Genomic DNA, 17351 nt, shown 5'->3' with positions numbered 1-17351 from the left:
ATCCCCCAGCCCTAGACGGAGGGGAATACGGCCGGCGACGGCGACAGGTGCTACTTGACCTTGCGCTTCTTCTTCGCGGAATCGAGGATCAGGGCCAGGCCGATGCCCAGCATCCAGAAGTCCTTCGCCACGGCGGTGCCGTTCTGGGTCGGGCGGATGCCGTCTTCGCGGGTGAGTCCCGGCGTCTTCAGGTACATGGTGACCATCGACGCGGAGAAGGCGGTCAGGCCCAGGCCGGCCAGCTTGCTCGGGACGAAGGGCAGCAGCAGGGCAGCACCCAAGGCGATCTCCGCGGCGCTGAGGACCTTGCCGAACTGCTCGGGATCCAGATCCGCCAGCTGCGGGAAGGCAGAGGCACCCATCTGCTGCAGGCCGGCGGCCGATTCACCGTCGAGCTGGAGCTTGCCCACTCCGGAATTGAGGATGAAGGCACCGGTCGTCAGGCGCAATGGCAGGTGGCTGAGTTTCATGGGACATGTCCTTTCGATGCGTACAGAGGTCGTGTCCGAGCCTAGAGCGGCCAACGGCCTGACGCCAGTCGGGCGTCCCGGCCGGTGCCGTCAGTACTCGGTGCGGTTCACGGCAGGAGGTTTTCCGACGTCGTACCGTGTTTCCCTCACGCCCAGGCCGAATTCGCGGCTCGAGGTGGGGGTCAGCAGCAGGGGCGCCCGCAGGCTGGCCAGGGGCCGGCCTCCGCCCAGCAGCACGGGCATGGTGTACAGGATCAGCTCGTCCAGATGCCCCGCCTCGGCCAGTTGGCCGGCCAGCCCCCCGCCGCCGAGGACCCAGACGTCCTTCGCGCCGGCGTCGGCTTCGATGTCGCCGACCCATTCATCGACGTCACCGCGGATGAAGCTCAGGTCGGCACCGGGTTCGGCGGCCAGTTCACGATGGGTGAAGACCCAGCACGGGAGGTCGGGGTAGGGCCAGGGTTCGCCGGTCGAGCGCATGTGCGCCGTCAACCAGCGGTAGGTGTCGGCGCCCATCACCAGGGAGCCGATCTCGGTCATGAAGGCCTCCACGGGGTCGCCGAAACCCACGTGGTAGTCGTTGAACGCGAACAGCCATTCCAGCGAGTCGTGCTCGTCGGCGATGTAGCCGTCGGCACTGGAGGCCACAAGGTACCGGAAGCGTGTCATGACCCCATGCTGCCACATCGGGCCATGCGGGCCACGGGTCGGATCAGTGGCCTCCGCCGCCGCCGAGCTGCGGGACGATCAGGTAGATGCCCAGCAGGACCAGGCAGCCGCAGAGCACGAAGCAGGCCACGGCCCCGCTCTTGGCCAGGGTGGCGCCCCGGCCGCCGTCCTCGGCGATCGCCTTCAGGCGCACCGCCGAGGAGTAGAGCGTCACCAGCGCCAGCGCGGAGATCAGGGTGACGACCGCGACGGTCAGAAACGAGAGCCATTCAATGTTCATCGGGTCTCCTCCGGACCGGTGGACGGACGATCCGCCGTGGTGGTGGCGGCAGCCTCCCGGCGATCCGCTTTCTTCTGGGCCTCATGGGCCATGCGTTCGGTTTCCGCGCGTTCGGCGCGGCGCTGGGCCTTGCGCATCTTCCGGCGTTGCTTCTTGGTCGGGATGCTCACGGCACCCCCGGCCTCGTCGACATCGGAGACAGCGTGGTTCGGGCCAATGACATTCTTGCGGGAGAGCCACCAGATCAGCAGCACGACGCCGAAGCCGATGACGGCCACCAGGACCAGCCCGATGGTGCCCAGGTACGTCAGGGCGGCAGCGAGTGCGCCGACGACCGCCGCGCAGGGCAGCGTGAACAGCCAGCCGGTGGCGATCTTGCCCGCGGTCCGCCACTGGACGGTGGCTCCCTTGCGGCCGAGGCCCGAACCGATGACGGAGCCGGAGGCCACCTGCGTGGTCGACAGGGCGAAACCGAGGTGCGAGGAGGCCAGGATGGCCGCCGCGGTGGAGGACTCGGCGGAGAAGCCCTGGGCGGGCTTGACCTCGGTGAGGCCGGTGCCCATCGTCGCGATGATGCGCCAACCGCCCACGTAGGTTCCCAGGGCGATGGCCAGGGCACAGGCGGTGATGACCCAGATGTGCACATGACTGCCGGATTCCTGCAGGTTGGAGGCGACCAGTGCCAGCGTGATCACACCCATGGTCTTCTGCGCGTCGTTGGTGCCGTGCGCCAGGGCCACCAGCGAGGAGGAGAAGATCTGGCCCACGCGGAACCCGCCGCGCTTGGGCGAGGAGACCCCGGAGGGCCGTTTGGTGATCCAGTACGCCAGCTTGGTGCACAGGTACGCCGCGAGGCCGGCGATGACCGGGGCCACCAGGGCGGGCAGCAGGACCTTGGAGACCACGGTGCCGTAGTTGACCACGCCGAAGCCGGCGCCGGCGATGGCTGCACCGATGAGCCCGCCGAACAGGGCGTGGGAGGAGCTGGAGGGCAGGCCGAGCAGCCAGGTGAGCATGTTCCAGACCACCGCCCCCATCAGACCGGCGAAGATGATCTCCGGTCCGATCGAGAAGCCGTTGTCCCCCTCGTTGATCAGTCCCCCGGAGATCGTGGTCGCCACCTCGGTGGAGAGGAACGCTCCGATCAGGTTGAGGATCGCTGCCAGGGTGACCGCCGTCTTCGGCTTGATGGCACCGGTGGCGATCGGGGTGGCCATGGCGTTGGCGGTGTCGTGGAAGCCGTTCGTGAAATCGAAGAACAGTGCCAGTGCGATGACCAGGACAACGATGAGGGAGATTTCCATCTAGGAACCAATCTGGGGATGGCTAAGGTGCACGGCCGAACGGGGGAACGGGTCCGACCCAGAATTCACTCTATGGTCACACACATTTCGCTGGCTGCGCCATTTGCCCCGGACACGCCGCCTCTGCTGTGGCGGACGCCACGGTAGGGGCGGATGCGTGCATGTTCGGCCTCCGGGTCGTAGTCTCCTGTCATGGCCAGATTCTTCGATGTCCACCCGCAGGACCCGCAGCCGCGTGCCGTGGGCCAGATCGTCGACCTGCTGCAGCAGGGGGCGCTCATCGCCTACCCCACCGATTCCTGTTATGCGCTCGGCGCCCAGCTGGGCAACCGGGACGCGCTGGACCGGATCAGGACCATCCGGCACCTCAACGACAAGCACCACTTCACCTTGATGTGCAGCAGCTTCGCCCAGCTGGGCCAGTTCGTGGAGATGGGCAACGCCGTCTTCCGCAGCCTGAAGGCAGCCACTCCGGGCAGCTACACCTTCATCCTCAAGGCCACCCCGGAGGTCCCCCGGCGCTTGCTGCACCCGAAGAAGAAGACCGTGGGGGTGCGCATTCCGGACAACGCCGTCGTGCAATCCCTGCTCTCCGCCCTGGGTGAGCCACTGTTGTCCACGACGCTGCTGCTGCCGGACGAGGAGGAACCGCTGACGCAGGGGTGGGAGATCAAGGAACGGCTGGACCACCAGGTCGACGCGGTGGTCGACTCCGGGGAATGCGGCACCGAACCCACCACGGTGGTCGATTTCTCCAGTGGGGTCCCGGAAATCCTGCGCGTCGGCATGGGCGACCCCACCCCCTTCGAATAGGGCTCAGGGCAGCGCGGTGCGCCGCAATCCCCCGGCCACGAGCACCAGGCAGGCCAGGCACACCAGGAGCACCCCGCCGAGCAATATCGTGTAGGACGCCACGCTGGCCAGGCCAGCGAGCAGCACGGGCAACAGGAATCCGCTGTAGCTGAGGCTGTAGTAGACGCCGGTGAGCCCGGCCAGGTCGCGGCCTGTGGCGATGCGCTGGATCTCCACCAGCCCGGACACCAGGGCGATGCCGTAGGCGACACCGAGCATCACGGCCGCGGCCGCACCCGCGACCAACGAGAGGTAGTGGGCGTTGGCCGCGGCAATGCCCAGGCCGATCAGCATGGCCCCCATGCCCACGAGCAGCGCCCGCCCACCGGTGACCCGGTCAATGCGCGCCACGAATGGCTGGACAAGCGCCCCAGCTCCGAGGGTGAGTACGGTCAGCAGCGTGGCGTAGCCCAGCTGCAGGTCCCCGAGCTTCCCGCTCTCCAACATGGGGATGACCGCATAGGCCACTCCCGCTGTCGCGAAGACCCATGGGGCGGCGGGTACCACGACCCGGCGAAAACGCCGGTGGCCAGCCAGCGGGACCCTGAGGTCCTGCCGCAGCGTGGTCGTCTGGCGTCCACGCTCCACGGTCTCCGGGGCCTTCACCAGTGCGGTGAGCGCGACCAGGCTCAACACGATGTGCACCAGGTATGGGGTGAGCGCCGGGGCGGGGCCCCACTGCGCGAGCGAACCCGAGGCCCCTGCCCCGAGCCCGAAGCCGAGGGTCAGCGCCAGCGAGGGCCGGCGGGCCCCGGCGGTGGCATCGGCTGCCGCGTCATAGGGCGCACTCGATAATTCCTTGATCCAGCTGGTGCCCACGGCCATGCCGATTCCGACACCGAGCCCGGCCAGCAGGCGCCCGGCGCACATCAGCACTTCCTGGTGGAAGAACAGCGCCAACACGACGCTGGCCAGGATCCCCAGCAGGACGCCGGCCACCGCCACCGGCTTGCGGCCGTGGCGATCCGAGAGCGGGCCGCCGATGAGCAGTCCGGGGACCAGACCCAGGACGTACGTGCCCAGGAACAGATCAACGCTCAGCACCGAGTAGGGGCCGATGTCGCGGTAGAGGCCCAGCAGCGGCGTGAAGTGGTTGCCTCCCCACGCCATGACCAGCACGGCAGGGGCAACACGGAGCCAGGGAGCGGCGGGGAACGCACGCATGGGGGATCACTTTCCTCAGGTGCCGGCGCGCAGCGGCGCGGGCGGCGGGTAGTTCAGGCTGGCCGGACGGCAGCCAGCCGCAAGATGGGAGGTTCTAGGCCCCGGACACGTGGGATTGGAGGAGTTCCTCATAGCCGTGGTGGTCCGCAACGCGGAACAGCTCGGCCAACCGGGTATGTTCGTTCACGAACCGCTGGAGTTCACCGGCATTCTGGACGGTCAGGCACGTCAACCGCGCCAAACGTGGGCCCAGCTGCGCATAGAAGTCATCGATGATGGGGTTTCCCGAGGCTGCGACGACACACGCGTGGAACCGGTGGTCCGCGCGGGCGAACGCCAGCGCGTCGCCCGTGGACGCAGCCCGCCGCTGGGTCTCGATCAAATCCGTCAGTTGTGCCGATAGGGGGGAATCGCTTGCCGACAAACCGTTCTGCAATTCCACGGCCCGTGATTCGAGCATGATGCGCACCTGTCGCAGTTGCTGGTTCTCGGCAGCATCCGGGGTGGTGACGATGGCACCCTTCTTGGGGAAGAGCACCAGCAGGCCCTGGGCTTCAAGCACCAGGAAGGCTTCCCGGACCGGGGTCCGGCTGACGGCGAACCGCTCGGCCATCTCCCCTTCAGTGATCAACGTTCCCCCGGTCAGGGAGCCTCCGACAATATCGGCACTGACGCCGACGTAGACACGCTCGACGGCGGTCTTCGCCGGGGACGCGTCGGGGCGCCATGACCAGAAACGACTGACCTGTTGATTCGTTGCCATGCTTCCATCATAACTGATAAATGCAACGATAAATACAACGGCGTCCATGAGCTCCTTGCCCCACGGTCCACTCCCGCGCGTCGGTGTCCCACTGGCCCCTTGGGCACGCAGCTTGCGTGCCGGCATCTTCGCCTGCGCTGTTTCACCCCCGCGAGACAGGTGGGCCCGGTGGGCTCGACGCCGGACCTGCAGCCATGCACGTCCTCACCGGCGGTCACGGAACACCGCGGCCGGATGTGGACACGGGGATCCTGCCGGCTTTTCCCGCCTCCTACAGCAGGCCAGGTGGCTACGGGTCCTGGCCGGCCGAATAGTTGGAGACCGGCGAGTCCCTCGGGTGGATCCTCCTCCGTCCGGCGCCGAATGCGCTTCCTGGCCAACCTGGATTCGGAGACCGGCCGCAGCGTTCCGCCTGGGGACACGGCCGGGGAAGGGAGGGCGCGGCGGCCCCGATCGACCGGGACATGACAACGCTCGGTGCCGGACGAGCCACCGCCAGCACGATGGACGTCAGCGTCGCCTCATGGCGGGACATGGGGACGGCACGATGAGGCTGGTCCGCCACGTCGTCGCCGACGGGCCGGTGGCCATTCCCGGAGTCGAACACGGGGACGTCGAATGTGCCATTACACGGAAACAGCGGGAGGGCGCCCGGGCGGACCGCCCTGCATGAAAAAGGCCCCGACCCCTGGATATTCAGGGATCGGGGCCGTTGGTGCCCGAGGTGGGACTCGAACCCACACACCTCTCGATATTGCATTTTGAGTGCAACGCGTCTGCCATTCCGCCACTCGGGCCTGCTCCACTCCCCCGGGTTCCAACCAGTCACGAGGACCGGGAAAACATCACAGGGATGCGTTGCGCTAAACAACTCTACATGCCGATAGGCTTGATGAGGAATCCGAGAACCCATCGCCCCGTTCCCCCGGGCAGCCAGGAGTAACGCCATGACAGAAGCCACCCCCGAGGCCACCTCGACGCCCGCCCGCCGGGTCGTTGTCGCAGAGGATGAAACCCTCATCCGGCTGGACATCGTCGAGATCCTCACCGGAGAGGGATTCGAGGTCGTTGCCGAAGCCGACAACGGCGAGAAGGCCGTGGAACTGGTGCGCGAACACCGCCCCGATCTGGTGCTCATGGACGTGAAGATGCCCGTCATGGACGGTATTTCGGCTGCCGAGACCATCGTGAAGGAACGCATCGCCCCGGTCGTGCTGTTGACGGCCTTCAGCCAGAAGGAACTGGTCGAACGCGCCCGCGAGGCCGGTGCCATGGCCTACGTGGTCAAGCCGTTCAGCCCGAACGACCTCATCCCCGCCATCGAGATCGCCATGTCCCGCCATGAGGAGATCATCGCCCTCGAGAAGGAGGTCGGGGATCTCCAGGAGCAGTTTGCCACGCGCAAGCTGGTGGAACGCGCCAAGTCGGTCCTGACCACCAAGATGGGCCTGACCGAGCCCGAGGCCTTCCGCTGGATCCAGAAGACGTCGATGGATCGCCGCCTGAGCATGCGCGAGGTCGCCGAAACGATCATCGCCCAGGTGAAGTAGGGCCAGACCGACCCAGCCCCACACCACGAGAAGTCCGACGGCGGTCGGCCCACCACGGTGGGCCGACCGCCGTCGGACTTTTTCTGCTCGTGCTGCTGCCGCTAGTCGCCCTTCGCCTCACGGCGGCTGGCGGCGCGGTCCTCGTCTGCCTGCTCCTGGGTGCGCCAGGGGCCGACCTTCTCCTTGGCCGGCACTTGGTTCCGGCTACCGTCCAGCAGTTGTCCGGAATCGGCGATGTCGCCCACGCGGTGGATCCGCAGCGAGTTGGTCGAACCCGCTTGTCCTGGAGGGGAACCGGCTGCGATGACCACCAGGTCGTTGACCTCCGCCAGCCCCTCGTTCTGCAAGGACTCGTCGACCTGGGCGGTCATCTTGTCCGTATGGTCCGCAAACGCGACCAGCCGGGGCTGGACTCCCCACACCAACGTCAGGGTGTTGTACGTCTGCTTCAACGGGGTGAACCCGAGCACCGGCTTCGACGGGCGCAAGCGCGAGAGCCTGCGGGCCGAATCGCCGGATTGGGTGAAGGCGACGATGAACTTCGCGTCGAGCTGATCCGCGATTTCGACGGCGGCACGCGTGATGGCGCCACCGCGCGTCCGCGGCCGCGTGCCCAGCGGTGGGATCCGCTCCAGCCCATGGTCCTCGGTCGCCGTGATGATGCGGGCCATCGTTTCGATCGTCTCGATCGGGTAGGCACCCACCGAGGTCTCCCCGGAGAGCATGACCGCGTCGGCACCGTCGAGAACGGCGTTGGCGCAGTCGGACGCCTCAGCGCGGGTCGGCGTCGGGGACTCGATCATCGATTCCAGGACCTGCGTGGCCACGATGACGGGCTTGGCCCACCGACGGGCCAACTCGACGGCGCGCTTCTGCACCAGCGGGACCTGCTCGAGCGGCAGTTCGACGCCGAGGTCGCCACGGGCGACCATGATGGAATCGAAGGCGTCGATGATCTCCTCGAGATTGTCGACGGCCTGCGGCTTCTCGATCTTGGCGATGACGGGCAGCCGGCGGCCTTCCTCGTCCATGATCTCGTGCACGCGCTGGATGTCCGAGGCGTTACGCACGAAGGACAGGGCAATCATGTCGACTCCGGCGCGCAGGGCCCACCGCAAGTCGTCTTCGTCCTTTTCGCTCAAGGCGGGGACGTTCACGGCCACCCCGGGGAGGTTGATGCCCTTGTTGTTGGACACTTCTCCGCCGGTGACGACCTCGGTGACGACCTGGCGATCGTCGACCTCCACGGCGCGCAAGGCAACGCGGCCGTCGTTAACGAGCAGCCGGTCACCCACGGCGACGTCCTGGGGCAACCCCTTGAACGTGGTCGAGCAGATGTCCTTAGTGCCCTCGACGTCGTCGATGGTGATGGTGAACCGGTCACCTGCGGCCAGCAGGTGTGGGCCGTTGGAGAATCGACCGAGCCGGATCTTGGGTCCCTGCAGGTCGGCGAAGACCCCGACCGGGCGGCCCAGCTTTTCCGAGGCCTGCCGGACGTTCGCCAGGTTCTCGGCGTGGGTCGAATACTCGCCATGGCTCATGTTCAGCCGGGCCACGTCCACACCAGCCTGGATCGCCTGCAGCGTCTTTTCCAACGTCCCAATGGCTGGCCCGAAGGTGGCCACAATCTTTGCGCGTCTCATACCGAAAGCCTATCCGCCTTTACTCGTCCCGAAGAGGGGTGCGAACGGATCCACACCCCGTCAGATCATGCCGATGGGCTGGTCGGTTGGCGCCACGGGGGCGGGCAGCCGGGTTTCGCCCATCAGGTACTTGTCCACCGCGGCGGCACAGGAGCGCCCTTCCGCGATGGCCCACACGATCAGCGACTGTCCGCGGCCGGCATCACCGGCAGCAAACACGCCGGGCGTGTTGGTCATGTAGTAACCGTCACGGGCGACGTTGCCCCGGTCATCAAAATCGATTCCGGCCTGTTCATCCAGGCCAGCCGGTTCCGGCCCGGTGAAGCCCAGGGCCAGAAGTACGAGGTCGGCGGGAATCACGCGCTCCGTCCCGGCCTTCGGCCGACGGGCACCGTCAATGAATTCCGTTTCCGCAACCATGACGCCGGTCACACGACCGTCCTCTCCCACGAACTCTACCGTAGATGCGAGGTAGGTGCGTTCCCCACCCTCCTCATGGGCCGACGCCACTTCGAACAAGGTCGGGAACATCGGCCACGGCTGGTGGCCCGGCCGCTCCCCCGGCGGCTGCTTGCCGATCGCCAACGTGGTGACCGACGCCGCCTGCTGCCGGTGGGCAGTGCCGATGCAGTCGGCACCGGTGTCGCCGCCGCCCAGGATGACCACATGCTTGCCCGCCGCATCGATCAGCCCCGGGTCGGCCTGCCCGGCCACCGCACGGTTGGAGGGAACCAGGTAGTCCATCGCGAACTCCACGCCGTCCAGCTCCCGGCCGGGGATCGGCAGGTCGCGCGGAACCGTGGAACCGGTGGCCACCACGACGGCGTCATACCGGCGGCGCAACTGGTCCCAGGAGATGTCACGCCCGAGCTCCACGTTGGTGCGGAAGCGGGTGCCCTCGGCACGCATCTGGTCCAGCCGGCGTTCCAGCACGTTCTTTTCCATCTTGAAGTCGGGAATGCCGTAGCGCAGCAACCCGCCAATGGCGTCGTCACGCTCGTAGACCGCCACAGTGTGCCCGGCACGGGTCAGCTGCTGGGCCGCGGCGAGGCCCGCAGGTCCGGAACCGACGATGGCGACCGTCTGGTCGGTGTGCCGCTCCGCGGGAACCGGGATGACCGACCCGTCCTCGAACGCCTGTTCGGCGATGGAGACCTCCACCTGCTTGATGGTCACGGCCGGCTGGTTGATGCCCAGCACGCACGAGCTCTCACACGGGGCCGGGCAGAGCCGCCCGGTGAATTCCGGGAAGTTGTTGGTCTCGTGGAGCCGGTCGCTGGCCTCGGAGCGCCGTCCCTGCCAGGTCAGGTCGTTCCATTCCGGGATGAGGTTGCCCAACGGGCAGCCCTGATGGCAGAACGGGATGCCGCAGTCCATGCAGCGTGAGGCCTGTTCCTTCAGCACGCCGTCCTGCTGGCGCTCGTAGACCTCCTGGTAGTCCATGATGCGCACCGGCACCGGGCGACGCGGCTGCGTGACGCGATCGGTGACGGTCAGGAATCCGCGGGGATCAGCCATGGTGTGCCTCCAAAATACGGGTCCAGACGGTCTCGCCGTCCGGGTCGAGTCCTTCGCGTTCCGCGTCCTGCAGGGTGGCCATCACCGCTGCGTAGTGGACGGGAACCACGGCAGTCATGCGGGCCGCCGTGTCGGGGAAGTCGATCAGCAGCGACGCCGCCAGCGTCGATCCGGTCTCTTCCGCATGGCGGGTCAACAACGTCTTGACCAGGTCCCGGTCCGCCGCGTCGAGGGCCCGCAGCTCCAGCTCGCCGGCCTGAACGGCCTGCCGGTTGAAGGCACCCCGGTCGGCGTCCAGCAGGTAGGCGGTGCCCCCTGACATGCCGGCACCGAAGTTGCGGCCGGTCGGCCCCAGGATCAATGCCGTGCCGCCGGTCATGTATTCGCAGCCGTGGTCGCCGATGCCCTCGGCGACGGCGGTGGCCCCGGAGTTGCGGACCAGGAAGCGTTCGCCGACCAGCCCGCGCAGGAACATCTCGCCGCTGGTGGCACCGTAGCCCACCACGTTGCCGGCGATGACGTTCTTCTCGGCCACCAGCCGGCCCCCGCGGCCCGGTCGCACGATGATGCGTCCGCCGGAAAGCCCCTTGCCGACGTAGTCGTTCGCGTCGCCGTGCAACCGCAGGGTGATGCCCGCCGGGAGGAAGGCGCCGAGCGATTGGCCGGCATTGCCGGTCAGGGTCACGTCGATGGTGTCCGTCGCCAGCTCCTCGATGCCGAAGTGGCGGGTGACCTCGTGGCCCAGCATGGTTCCCACCGAGCGGTCGGTGTTCACCACATCCAGTGAGATGCGTACCGGTTGGCGCGTGTCGAAGGCGTCGGAGGAGAGCTCGATCAGCCGGTTGTCGAAGTGCTGGTCCAGCTGGTGGTCCTGCGGGACCAGGTTCCGCACCGGGGCGTCACCGCCCACCGATTCATCCAGGACCGGTGAGAGGTCCAGCCCCTCGGTCTTCCAATGCCGGACGGCCTCGGTGCTATCCAGCAGGTGTGCCTGGCCGATGGCCTCCTCGATGCTGCGCAGTCCCAGCGACGCCAGCAGCTCGCGGACCTCCTGGGCCAGGAACTCGAAGAAGTTGACCACGAACTCGGGTTTGCCGGTGAAGCGCGAACGCAGCAGCGGGTTCTGCGTGGCCACACCCACCGGACAGGTGTCCAGGTGGCAGACGCGCATCATGACGCAGCCCGAGACCACCAGCGGTGCGGTGGCGAACCCGAATTCCTCGGCGCCCAGCAGGGCGGCGATGACGACGTCGCGCCCGGTCTTGAGCTGCCCGTCGACCTGGACGACCACGCGGTCGCGCAGCCCGTTCAGGCGCAGGGTCTGCTGCGCCTCGGCGAGCCCGAGCTCCCAGGGAGCCCCTGCGTGCTTGAGCGAGTTCAACGGCGAGGCTCCGGTGCCGCCGTCGTGCCCGGAAATGAGCACGACGTCGGCACGCGCCTTGGTCACGCCGGCGGCCACCGTGCCGATGCCGATCCCGGAAACCAGTTTGACGTGGATGCGGGCGCGCGGGTTGGCACGCTTGGCATCGTAGATCAGCTGGGCGAGGTCCTCGATCGAGTAGATGTCGTGGTGCGGGGGCGGGGAGATCAGGCCCACGCCGGGGGTCGAATGCCGGGTCCGGGCCACCCACGGGTAGACCTTCTGGCTCATCAGCTGGCCGCCCTCACCGGGTTTGGCGCCCTGGGCCATCTTGATCTGGATGTCCTCGGCCTGGGTCAGGTAGAGGCTGGTGACCCCGAAGCGGCCGGAGGCGATCTGCTTGACCGCCGAGCGGCGCTCCGGATCCATCAGCCGTTCGACGTCCTCGCCGCCTTCACCGGTGTTGGACTTGCCGCCCAGCCGGTTCATGGCGATCGCCAGCGTCTCATGGGCCTCCTGCGAGATGGAGCCGTAGCTCATCGCCCCGGTGGCGAACCGCTTGACGATCTCGGCGACCGGCTCGACCTCCTCGATCGGGACCGGTTCGCGGACCCCGGTCTTGAAGCGCAGCAGCCCGCGCAGGGTCATCAGTTCCCGCGACTGGTCGTCGATGCCGCGGGTATAGGCCTGGAAGATGTCGTAGCGCCGCTCCCGGGTGGCGTGCTGGAGGCGGAACACCGTTTCCGGGTTGAACAGGTGCGATGGCCCGTCCCGGCGCCATTGGTATTCGCCACCGGTCTCGAGGCGCTTATGCGGTTCCTCCACCCCGTCGGCGGGGTAGGCGAAACGATGCCGGGCGGCTGCCTCGGCGGCAATGACGTCCAAGCCGACTCCTCCCAGCGGGGAGTGCGTTCCGGTGAAGTACTGGTCGATGACCGGTGCCGACAAGCCGAGCGCGTCGAAGGTCTGGGCGCCGCAGTAGGAGGCCACCGTGGAGATGCCCATCTTGGACATGATCTTCAGCACGCCCTTGCCCAGCGCCTTGATCAGGTTCCGGTGGGCCGTCTGGACCCCGACGCCCTCGAGGATTCCGGCGTCGGCCATCTCCTCGACGGTTTCCAGGGCCAGGTACGGGTTGATGGCCGAGGCACCGTAGCCGATGAGCACTGCCACATGGTGGACCTCGCGGACGTCGCCGGTCTCGATGACCAGCGAGGTCTTGGTGCGGTTGGCGCTGCGCAGCAGGTGGTGGTGGACCGCGGAGGTCAGCAGCAGCGAAGGGATCGGCGCCCACTGGGCGTTGGAGTCGCGGTCGGACAGGACGATGAACTTCACCCCGCGGTTGATGGCGGCGGAGACCTGCTCGCAGATCTCCTGGAGCCGGTTCTTCAGCTCCGTCGCCCCGCCCTCGGGACGGTAGAGTCCCCTGACCTTCAACGAGGCCTTGGAGCCGTCGGCGCCGCGGATGTTGGCGATCTTCGCCAGTTCGTCGTTGGTGATGACCGGGAAGTCCAGCGAGACGTGCCGGGTGCCGACCTGGGTGAGGTCCAGCAGGTTGCCGTCGGGCCCGATCGAGGTGGACATGCTGGTGACCAGTTCCTCGCGGATGGAGTCCAGCGGCGGGTTGGTGACCTGGGCGAAGGACTGCACGAAGTAGTCGAAGAGCAGGCGCGGGCGTTGGGACAACACCGCGATGGGGGTGTCGGTTCCCATGGCGCCGAGGGGTTCGGCTCCGGTGCGGGCCATGGGGGCCAGCAGGATGCGCTTCTCCTCCTCCGTGTAGCCGAAGGTGCGTTGGCGTAGCTGCACGGAAGCCGGGTTGTGCGAGACGTGCTCGCGTTCGGGCAGCTCGGCCAGGGAGATGAGGTTTTCCTGGACCCATTCGCGCCACGGGTTGGCGGCGGCGACCTCTGCCTTGATCTCCTCGTCCTCCACGATGCGTCCGGCATCGGTGTCGATGAGGAACATCTTGCCCGGGGACACCCGGCCCTTGCGCACGATGCGTTCCTCGGGGATGTCCAGGACGCCGACCTCGGAGGCGAGGACCACCAGGCCCTCGTCGGTCACCCAGTAGCGGGCCGGGCGCAGGCCGTTGCGGTCCAGTACCGCACCGGCGACCCGGCCGTCGGTGAAGGAGACGGCCGCTGGGCCGTCCCACGGCTCCATGAGCATGGAGTGGTAGCGGTAGAACGCGCGGCGGTCCTCGTCCATGGTGGTGTGGTTTTCCCACGCCTCGGGGATCATCATCATGATGGCCTGGGTGATGGGACGCCCGGAGAGCATGAGCAGCTCGGCGACCTCGTCGAACGACGCCGAATCCGAGGCCCCCGGGGTGCAGATCGGGAACAGTTCCTCGGGGTCCTCCCCCAGCAGCGGCGCGGCCAGTTGGGACTGCCGGGCGCGCATCCAGTTGCGGTTCCCGCGCACGGTGTTGATCTCGCCGTTGTGGGCGATGGTGCGGAACGGCTGGGCCAGGGGCCAGGAGGGGAACGTGTTGGTGGAGAAACGCGAATGGACGATGGCCAGTGCGCTGGTGAACCGCGGATCGGAGAGGTCAGGATAGAACGGTTCGAGCTGGGCGGTGGTGAGCATGCCCTTGTAGACGATGGTCTGGGATGAGAAGGAGGGGAAGTAGACCCCCAACTTGTTCTGGGCGCGCTTGCGCAACCTGAAGGCGCGGGAGTCGAGCTCGGCGGTGTCGTCGGCAGCGTGAAGGCCGACGAAGAACTGGACCAGGCGCGGCATGCAGGAGCGGGCCATGGCACCGATCAGGTTCCCGTCGATGGGGACCTCGCGCCAGCCCAGGACGTGCAGGTCCTGCTGGGCTGCCAGTTCCTCGAGCCCGGAGCGGGTGGTGGCCTCGGCGGCCGGGTCATCGGGCAGGAAGGCGGTTCCTGCGGCATAGCGGCCGGGGGCTGGAAGGTCGAAGTCGACGACCGCCCGGAAGAATTCGTCGGGCATCTGCGTCAGGATCCCGGCGCCGTCGCCGGATCCCTCGTCGGCGCCCACTGCACCGCGGTGTTCGAGGTTGCGCAGCGCGCGCAGGGCGTTGTCCACGATCTGGTGCGTGGGCTTGCCGTGCAGGGTGGCGACCATGGCCAGCCCGCAGGCGTCCTTTTCCTGGTCGGGATGGTAGAGGCCCTGGGCCTCGGGTAGTGCTGCAAAGCGGGTGAAGGGCGAGGTCACAACCTCGCCTGGAACTCGCGAGGCATTCTGCTGGTCTCCAGTCAGGTTCATGGGTTCCTCTCAATCGGAAAGTCCGCGCTCCGTCGGGCAGGACGGGGTACGGACGGGGGCAGGGGTCCCGAAGGACGGTGAACCGGGGTGGGGAGCATCGTGGCCTTCGGCCGGCAGGGTCCACGCCGGGGGAAGGGCGCACAGGGACCGTGTCGGCGGGTCCACGTCGTCGTGAAAGGCAGCCGCGTCCATGGGTGGTGGCCGGTGGGGCTGCATCCGCTGTTAACCGCGGGCAGGTGTGATGCCAACCTCACGGGAAACGTAAAAGGAGATTAGCACCTCAGGGGCCCGCATCCCCCGCCGGAAACATAACGTTTACATTGGGGCGGCAATTGTGTCGTGGCCCCGCACCCGGGCCTCGGGCTGGACCGGGTGCCGCACGGAAGGCCGGAAACAGCTGACGACGGCGGTGTCCACCGCCGTCGTCAGCTGTGCTGGGACAGGGGAAGGTCAGGCGCTGCGGCCGCTGAGCTCGGCGGCCAGTTCGCCGACCGCCTCGACGCCGCCATCACGCAGTGCTGCGACCAGTGCGGTGCCCACGATGACGCCGTCGGCGTAGGCGCCGATCTCGCGGACATGTTCGGCCTTCGAGACCCCGAGGCCCACGCAGGCACGCGGGGCGCCGGCGTGGTGGGCCGCGTCGACCACGGCACGGGCCGCGGAGGACACCGACGTGCGGGCGCCGGTGACGCCCATGATGGAGACGCAGTAGACGAAGCCGCTGCTGGCCTTGACCGTGGTGTCCATGCGCTCGGGGGTGGAGCTCGGGGCGACCAGGAAGATGCGTTCGAGACCGTGCTTCTCGGAGGCGGTGAACCATTCGGCTGCCTCGTCGGGGACCAGGTCGGGGGTGATCAGCCCGGCGCCCCCTGCCTCCGCCAGGCGGCGGGAGAACTCGTCGACGCCCATGCGCATGACGGGATTCCAGTACGTCATCACCAGGACGGCCGCGTCGCAGCGTTCGGTGATGGCCCGGACGATGTCGAAGATCTGCGCCACACGGAAGCCCTGGGCCAGGGACTGCACGGTGGCCGCCTGGATGACGGCACCGTCCATCACCGGGTCCGAGTAGGGGATGCCGATCTCGATGACGTCGGCACCGTTTTCGGCAACTGCCACGGCGGCGTCGATGGTGGTCTGCACATCGGGGAAGCCGGCCGGCAGATAGGCGATGAGTGCCGGGCGGCCCTGGCTGCGGGCACGCTCGATGGCTGCCTCGGAGGTCATGCGGATCACTTGGCTTCACCTGTTTCGGTATCGATGAGGTCGAACCATTCGGCTGCGGTGGCCACGTCCTTGTCGCCGCGGCCCGAAAGGTTCACGATGAGGATCTTCTCCTGCGGGTCGCCTCCGGCCTTGGCGAGCGTCAGGCCCACGCGCAGGGCGCCGGCCAGGGCGTGCGCGGATTCGATGGCCGGGATGATGCCCTCGGTGCGGCAGAGCAGGCTGAAGGCCTCCATCGCCTCGGTATCGGTGACCGGTTCGTAGGTGACCCGGCCGATGTCGTGCAGGTAGGAATGCTCCGGGCCAACGCCCGGGTAGTCCAGGCCGGCGGAAATGGAGTGCGATTCGATCGTCTGGCCGTCTTCATCTTGCATCAGGTAGCTGCGCGCCCCGTGGAGGACACCGGGGCGGCCGAGCGTGATGGTTGCGGCGTGGCGGTCCGTGTCCACGCCGTCGCCGCCGGCCTCGAAGCCGTAGATGGCCACGGAGGGGTCATCGAGGAAACCATGGAAGATGCCGATGGCGTTGGAGCCGCCGCCGATGCAGGCGCACACCGCGTCGGGCAGCCGACCGGTCTGGGCCAGGATCTGCTCCCGGGCCTCCTCGCCGATGACCTCGTGGAAGTACCTGACCATGGCCGGGAACGGATGGGCCCCAGCAGCGGTGCCGAGCAGGTAGTGGGTGTTGTCCACGTTGGCCACCCAGTCGCGCAGTGCCTCGTTGATGGCGTCCTTGAGCGTCTGGGAACCGACGGTCACGGGAACGACCTCGGCTCCGAGCAGGCGCATCCGCGCCACGTTCAGCGCCTGGCGGCGGGTGTCCTCGGCCCCCATGTAGACAACGCATTCCAGCCCCATGAGGGCGGCCGCCGTCGCACTGGCGACGCCGTGCTGTCCGGCACCGGTTTCGGCGATGATGCGGGTCTTGCCCATGCGCTTGGCCAGCAGCGCCTGGCCGAGCACGTTGTTGATCTTGTGGCTGCCGGTGTGGTTGAGGTCCTCCCGTTTGAGGAAGACCCGCACACCGCCGGCGTGCTCGGAGAAGCGCTTGGCCTCGGTCAGCAGGGATGGCCGGCCCGAGTAGTTGCGGTTCAGCTCGTTGACCTCGTCGATGAACTCCGGATCGGCCTTGGCCTTCTCGAACGTGTCGTTGAGTTCGTCCAGTGCCGCAATGAGGGATTCGGGCATCCAGCGGCCGCCGAAGTCACCAAAGTATGGTCCCGGCGCGTGGCGCAGGCTGTGCTGTCCGGCCAGGAAGGCATCTGCCGGTTCCCCGGTCGTTGCTGCGGGTTCTTCTGGGGTCTGGCTCATGCGTGGC

At 67.7% G+C, this 17351-nt stretch carries 13 protein-coding genes and 1 tRNA gene; 2 read left to right on the top strand and 12 right to left on the bottom strand.

The window, feature by feature from the left end; genetic code table 11:
- Positions 1-50: 50 nt before the first annotated feature.
- From ABD088_RS12380 to ABD088_RS12365, 4 genes are all read right to left on the bottom strand, one after another.
- Entirely contained in the window at positions 51-470 is a 420-nt protein-coding gene (locus tag ABD088_RS12380; protein WP_343902234.1) for a hypothetical protein, read from the bottom strand.
- Between the two features lie 90 nt (positions 471-560).
- Positions 561-1139: a dihydrofolate reductase family protein gene (locus ABD088_RS12375; protein ID WP_343902233.1), complete on the bottom strand. Its 579-nt coding sequence runs from the start codon at positions 1137-1139 to the stop codon at positions 561-563.
- 43 nt (positions 1140-1182) lie between these two features.
- Positions 1183-1419, bottom strand: coding sequence for a hypothetical protein (locus ABD088_RS12370; protein WP_343902232.1), 237 nt, complete (start codon positions 1417-1419; stop codon positions 1183-1185).
- The gene (locus ABD088_RS12365; protein WP_343902231.1) at positions 1416-2723 is read right to left on the bottom strand and encodes an inorganic phosphate transporter; all 1308 of its coding nucleotides are present in this window, start codon (positions 2721-2723) and stop codon (positions 1416-1418) included. The genes ABD088_RS12370 and ABD088_RS12365 overlap by 4 nt, the downstream gene beginning before the upstream one ends.
- Positions 2724-2915: 192 nt before the next feature.
- On the opposite strand from ABD088_RS12365, the gene ABD088_RS12360 reads away from it, so the two are divergent.
- A complete protein-coding gene (locus ABD088_RS12360; RefSeq protein ID WP_343902230.1) occupies positions 2916-3536 on the top strand; it encodes an L-threonylcarbamoyladenylate synthase in 621 nt (206 codons plus the stop codon).
- A 3-nt stretch (positions 3537-3539) separates the two neighbouring features.
- Here the strand turns inward: ABD088_RS12360 and ABD088_RS12355 are convergent, their stop codons facing one another.
- The 3 genes from ABD088_RS12355 to ABD088_RS12345 form a co-directional block, all read right to left on the bottom strand.
- The gene (locus ABD088_RS12355; protein ID WP_343902229.1) at positions 3540-4739 is read right to left on the bottom strand and encodes an MFS transporter; all 1200 of its coding nucleotides are present in this window, start codon (positions 4737-4739) and stop codon (positions 3540-3542) included.
- Between the two features lie 94 nt (positions 4740-4833).
- Entirely contained in the window at positions 4834-5502 is a 669-nt protein-coding gene (locus ABD088_RS12350; RefSeq protein WP_343902228.1) for a GntR family transcriptional regulator, read from the bottom strand.
- A gap of 713 nt (positions 5503-6215) precedes the next feature.
- A tRNA-Leu gene (locus ABD088_RS12345) sits at positions 6216-6299 on the bottom strand.
- A gap of 150 nt (positions 6300-6449) precedes the next feature.
- On the opposite strand from ABD088_RS12345, the gene ABD088_RS12340 reads away from it, so the two are divergent.
- Complete coding sequence (locus ABD088_RS12340) at positions 6450-7052, top strand: ANTAR domain-containing response regulator (RefSeq protein WP_343902227.1); 603 nt, start codon at positions 6450-6452, stop codon at positions 7050-7052.
- 101 nt (positions 7053-7153) lie between these two features.
- On the opposite strand, the gene pyk is transcribed toward ABD088_RS12340, so the two are convergent.
- The 5 genes from pyk to trpB form a co-directional block, all read right to left on the bottom strand.
- Complete coding sequence (pyk, locus tag ABD088_RS12335; RefSeq protein ID WP_343902226.1) at positions 7154-8695, bottom strand: pyruvate kinase; 1542 nt, start codon at positions 8693-8695, stop codon at positions 7154-7156.
- Positions 8696-8755: 60 nt separating this feature from the next.
- Positions 8756-10213, bottom strand: coding sequence for a glutamate synthase subunit beta (locus ABD088_RS12330; protein ID WP_343902225.1), 1458 nt, complete (start codon positions 10211-10213; stop codon positions 8756-8758).
- Entirely contained in the window at positions 10206-14810 is a 4605-nt protein-coding gene (gene gltB / locus ABD088_RS12325) for a glutamate synthase large subunit (RefSeq protein ID WP_343902224.1), read from the bottom strand. The genes ABD088_RS12330 and gltB overlap by 8 nt, the downstream gene beginning before the upstream one ends.
- A 450-nt stretch (positions 14811-15260) precedes the next feature.
- The gene (trpA, locus tag ABD088_RS12320) at positions 15261-16037 is read right to left on the bottom strand and encodes a tryptophan synthase subunit alpha (RefSeq protein WP_343902378.1); all 777 of its coding nucleotides are present in this window, start codon (positions 16035-16037) and stop codon (positions 15261-15263) included.
- Positions 16038-16042: 5 nt separating this feature from the next.
- A complete protein-coding gene (trpB, locus tag ABD088_RS12315) occupies positions 16043-17344 on the bottom strand; it encodes a tryptophan synthase subunit beta (protein ID WP_343902223.1) in 1302 nt (433 codons plus the stop codon).
- Positions 17345-17351: the final 7 nt, after the last annotated feature.

Origin of the sequence: Arthrobacter rhombi, assembly GCF_039526245.1 — a bacterium.
GTDB classification, from domain to species: domain Bacteria; phylum Actinomycetota; class Actinomycetes; order Actinomycetales; family Micrococcaceae; genus Arthrobacter_H; species Arthrobacter_H rhombi.
The sequence above is the reverse complement of the archived record's forward strand: the minus strand, read 5'-3'. Positions and strand labels throughout refer to the sequence as shown.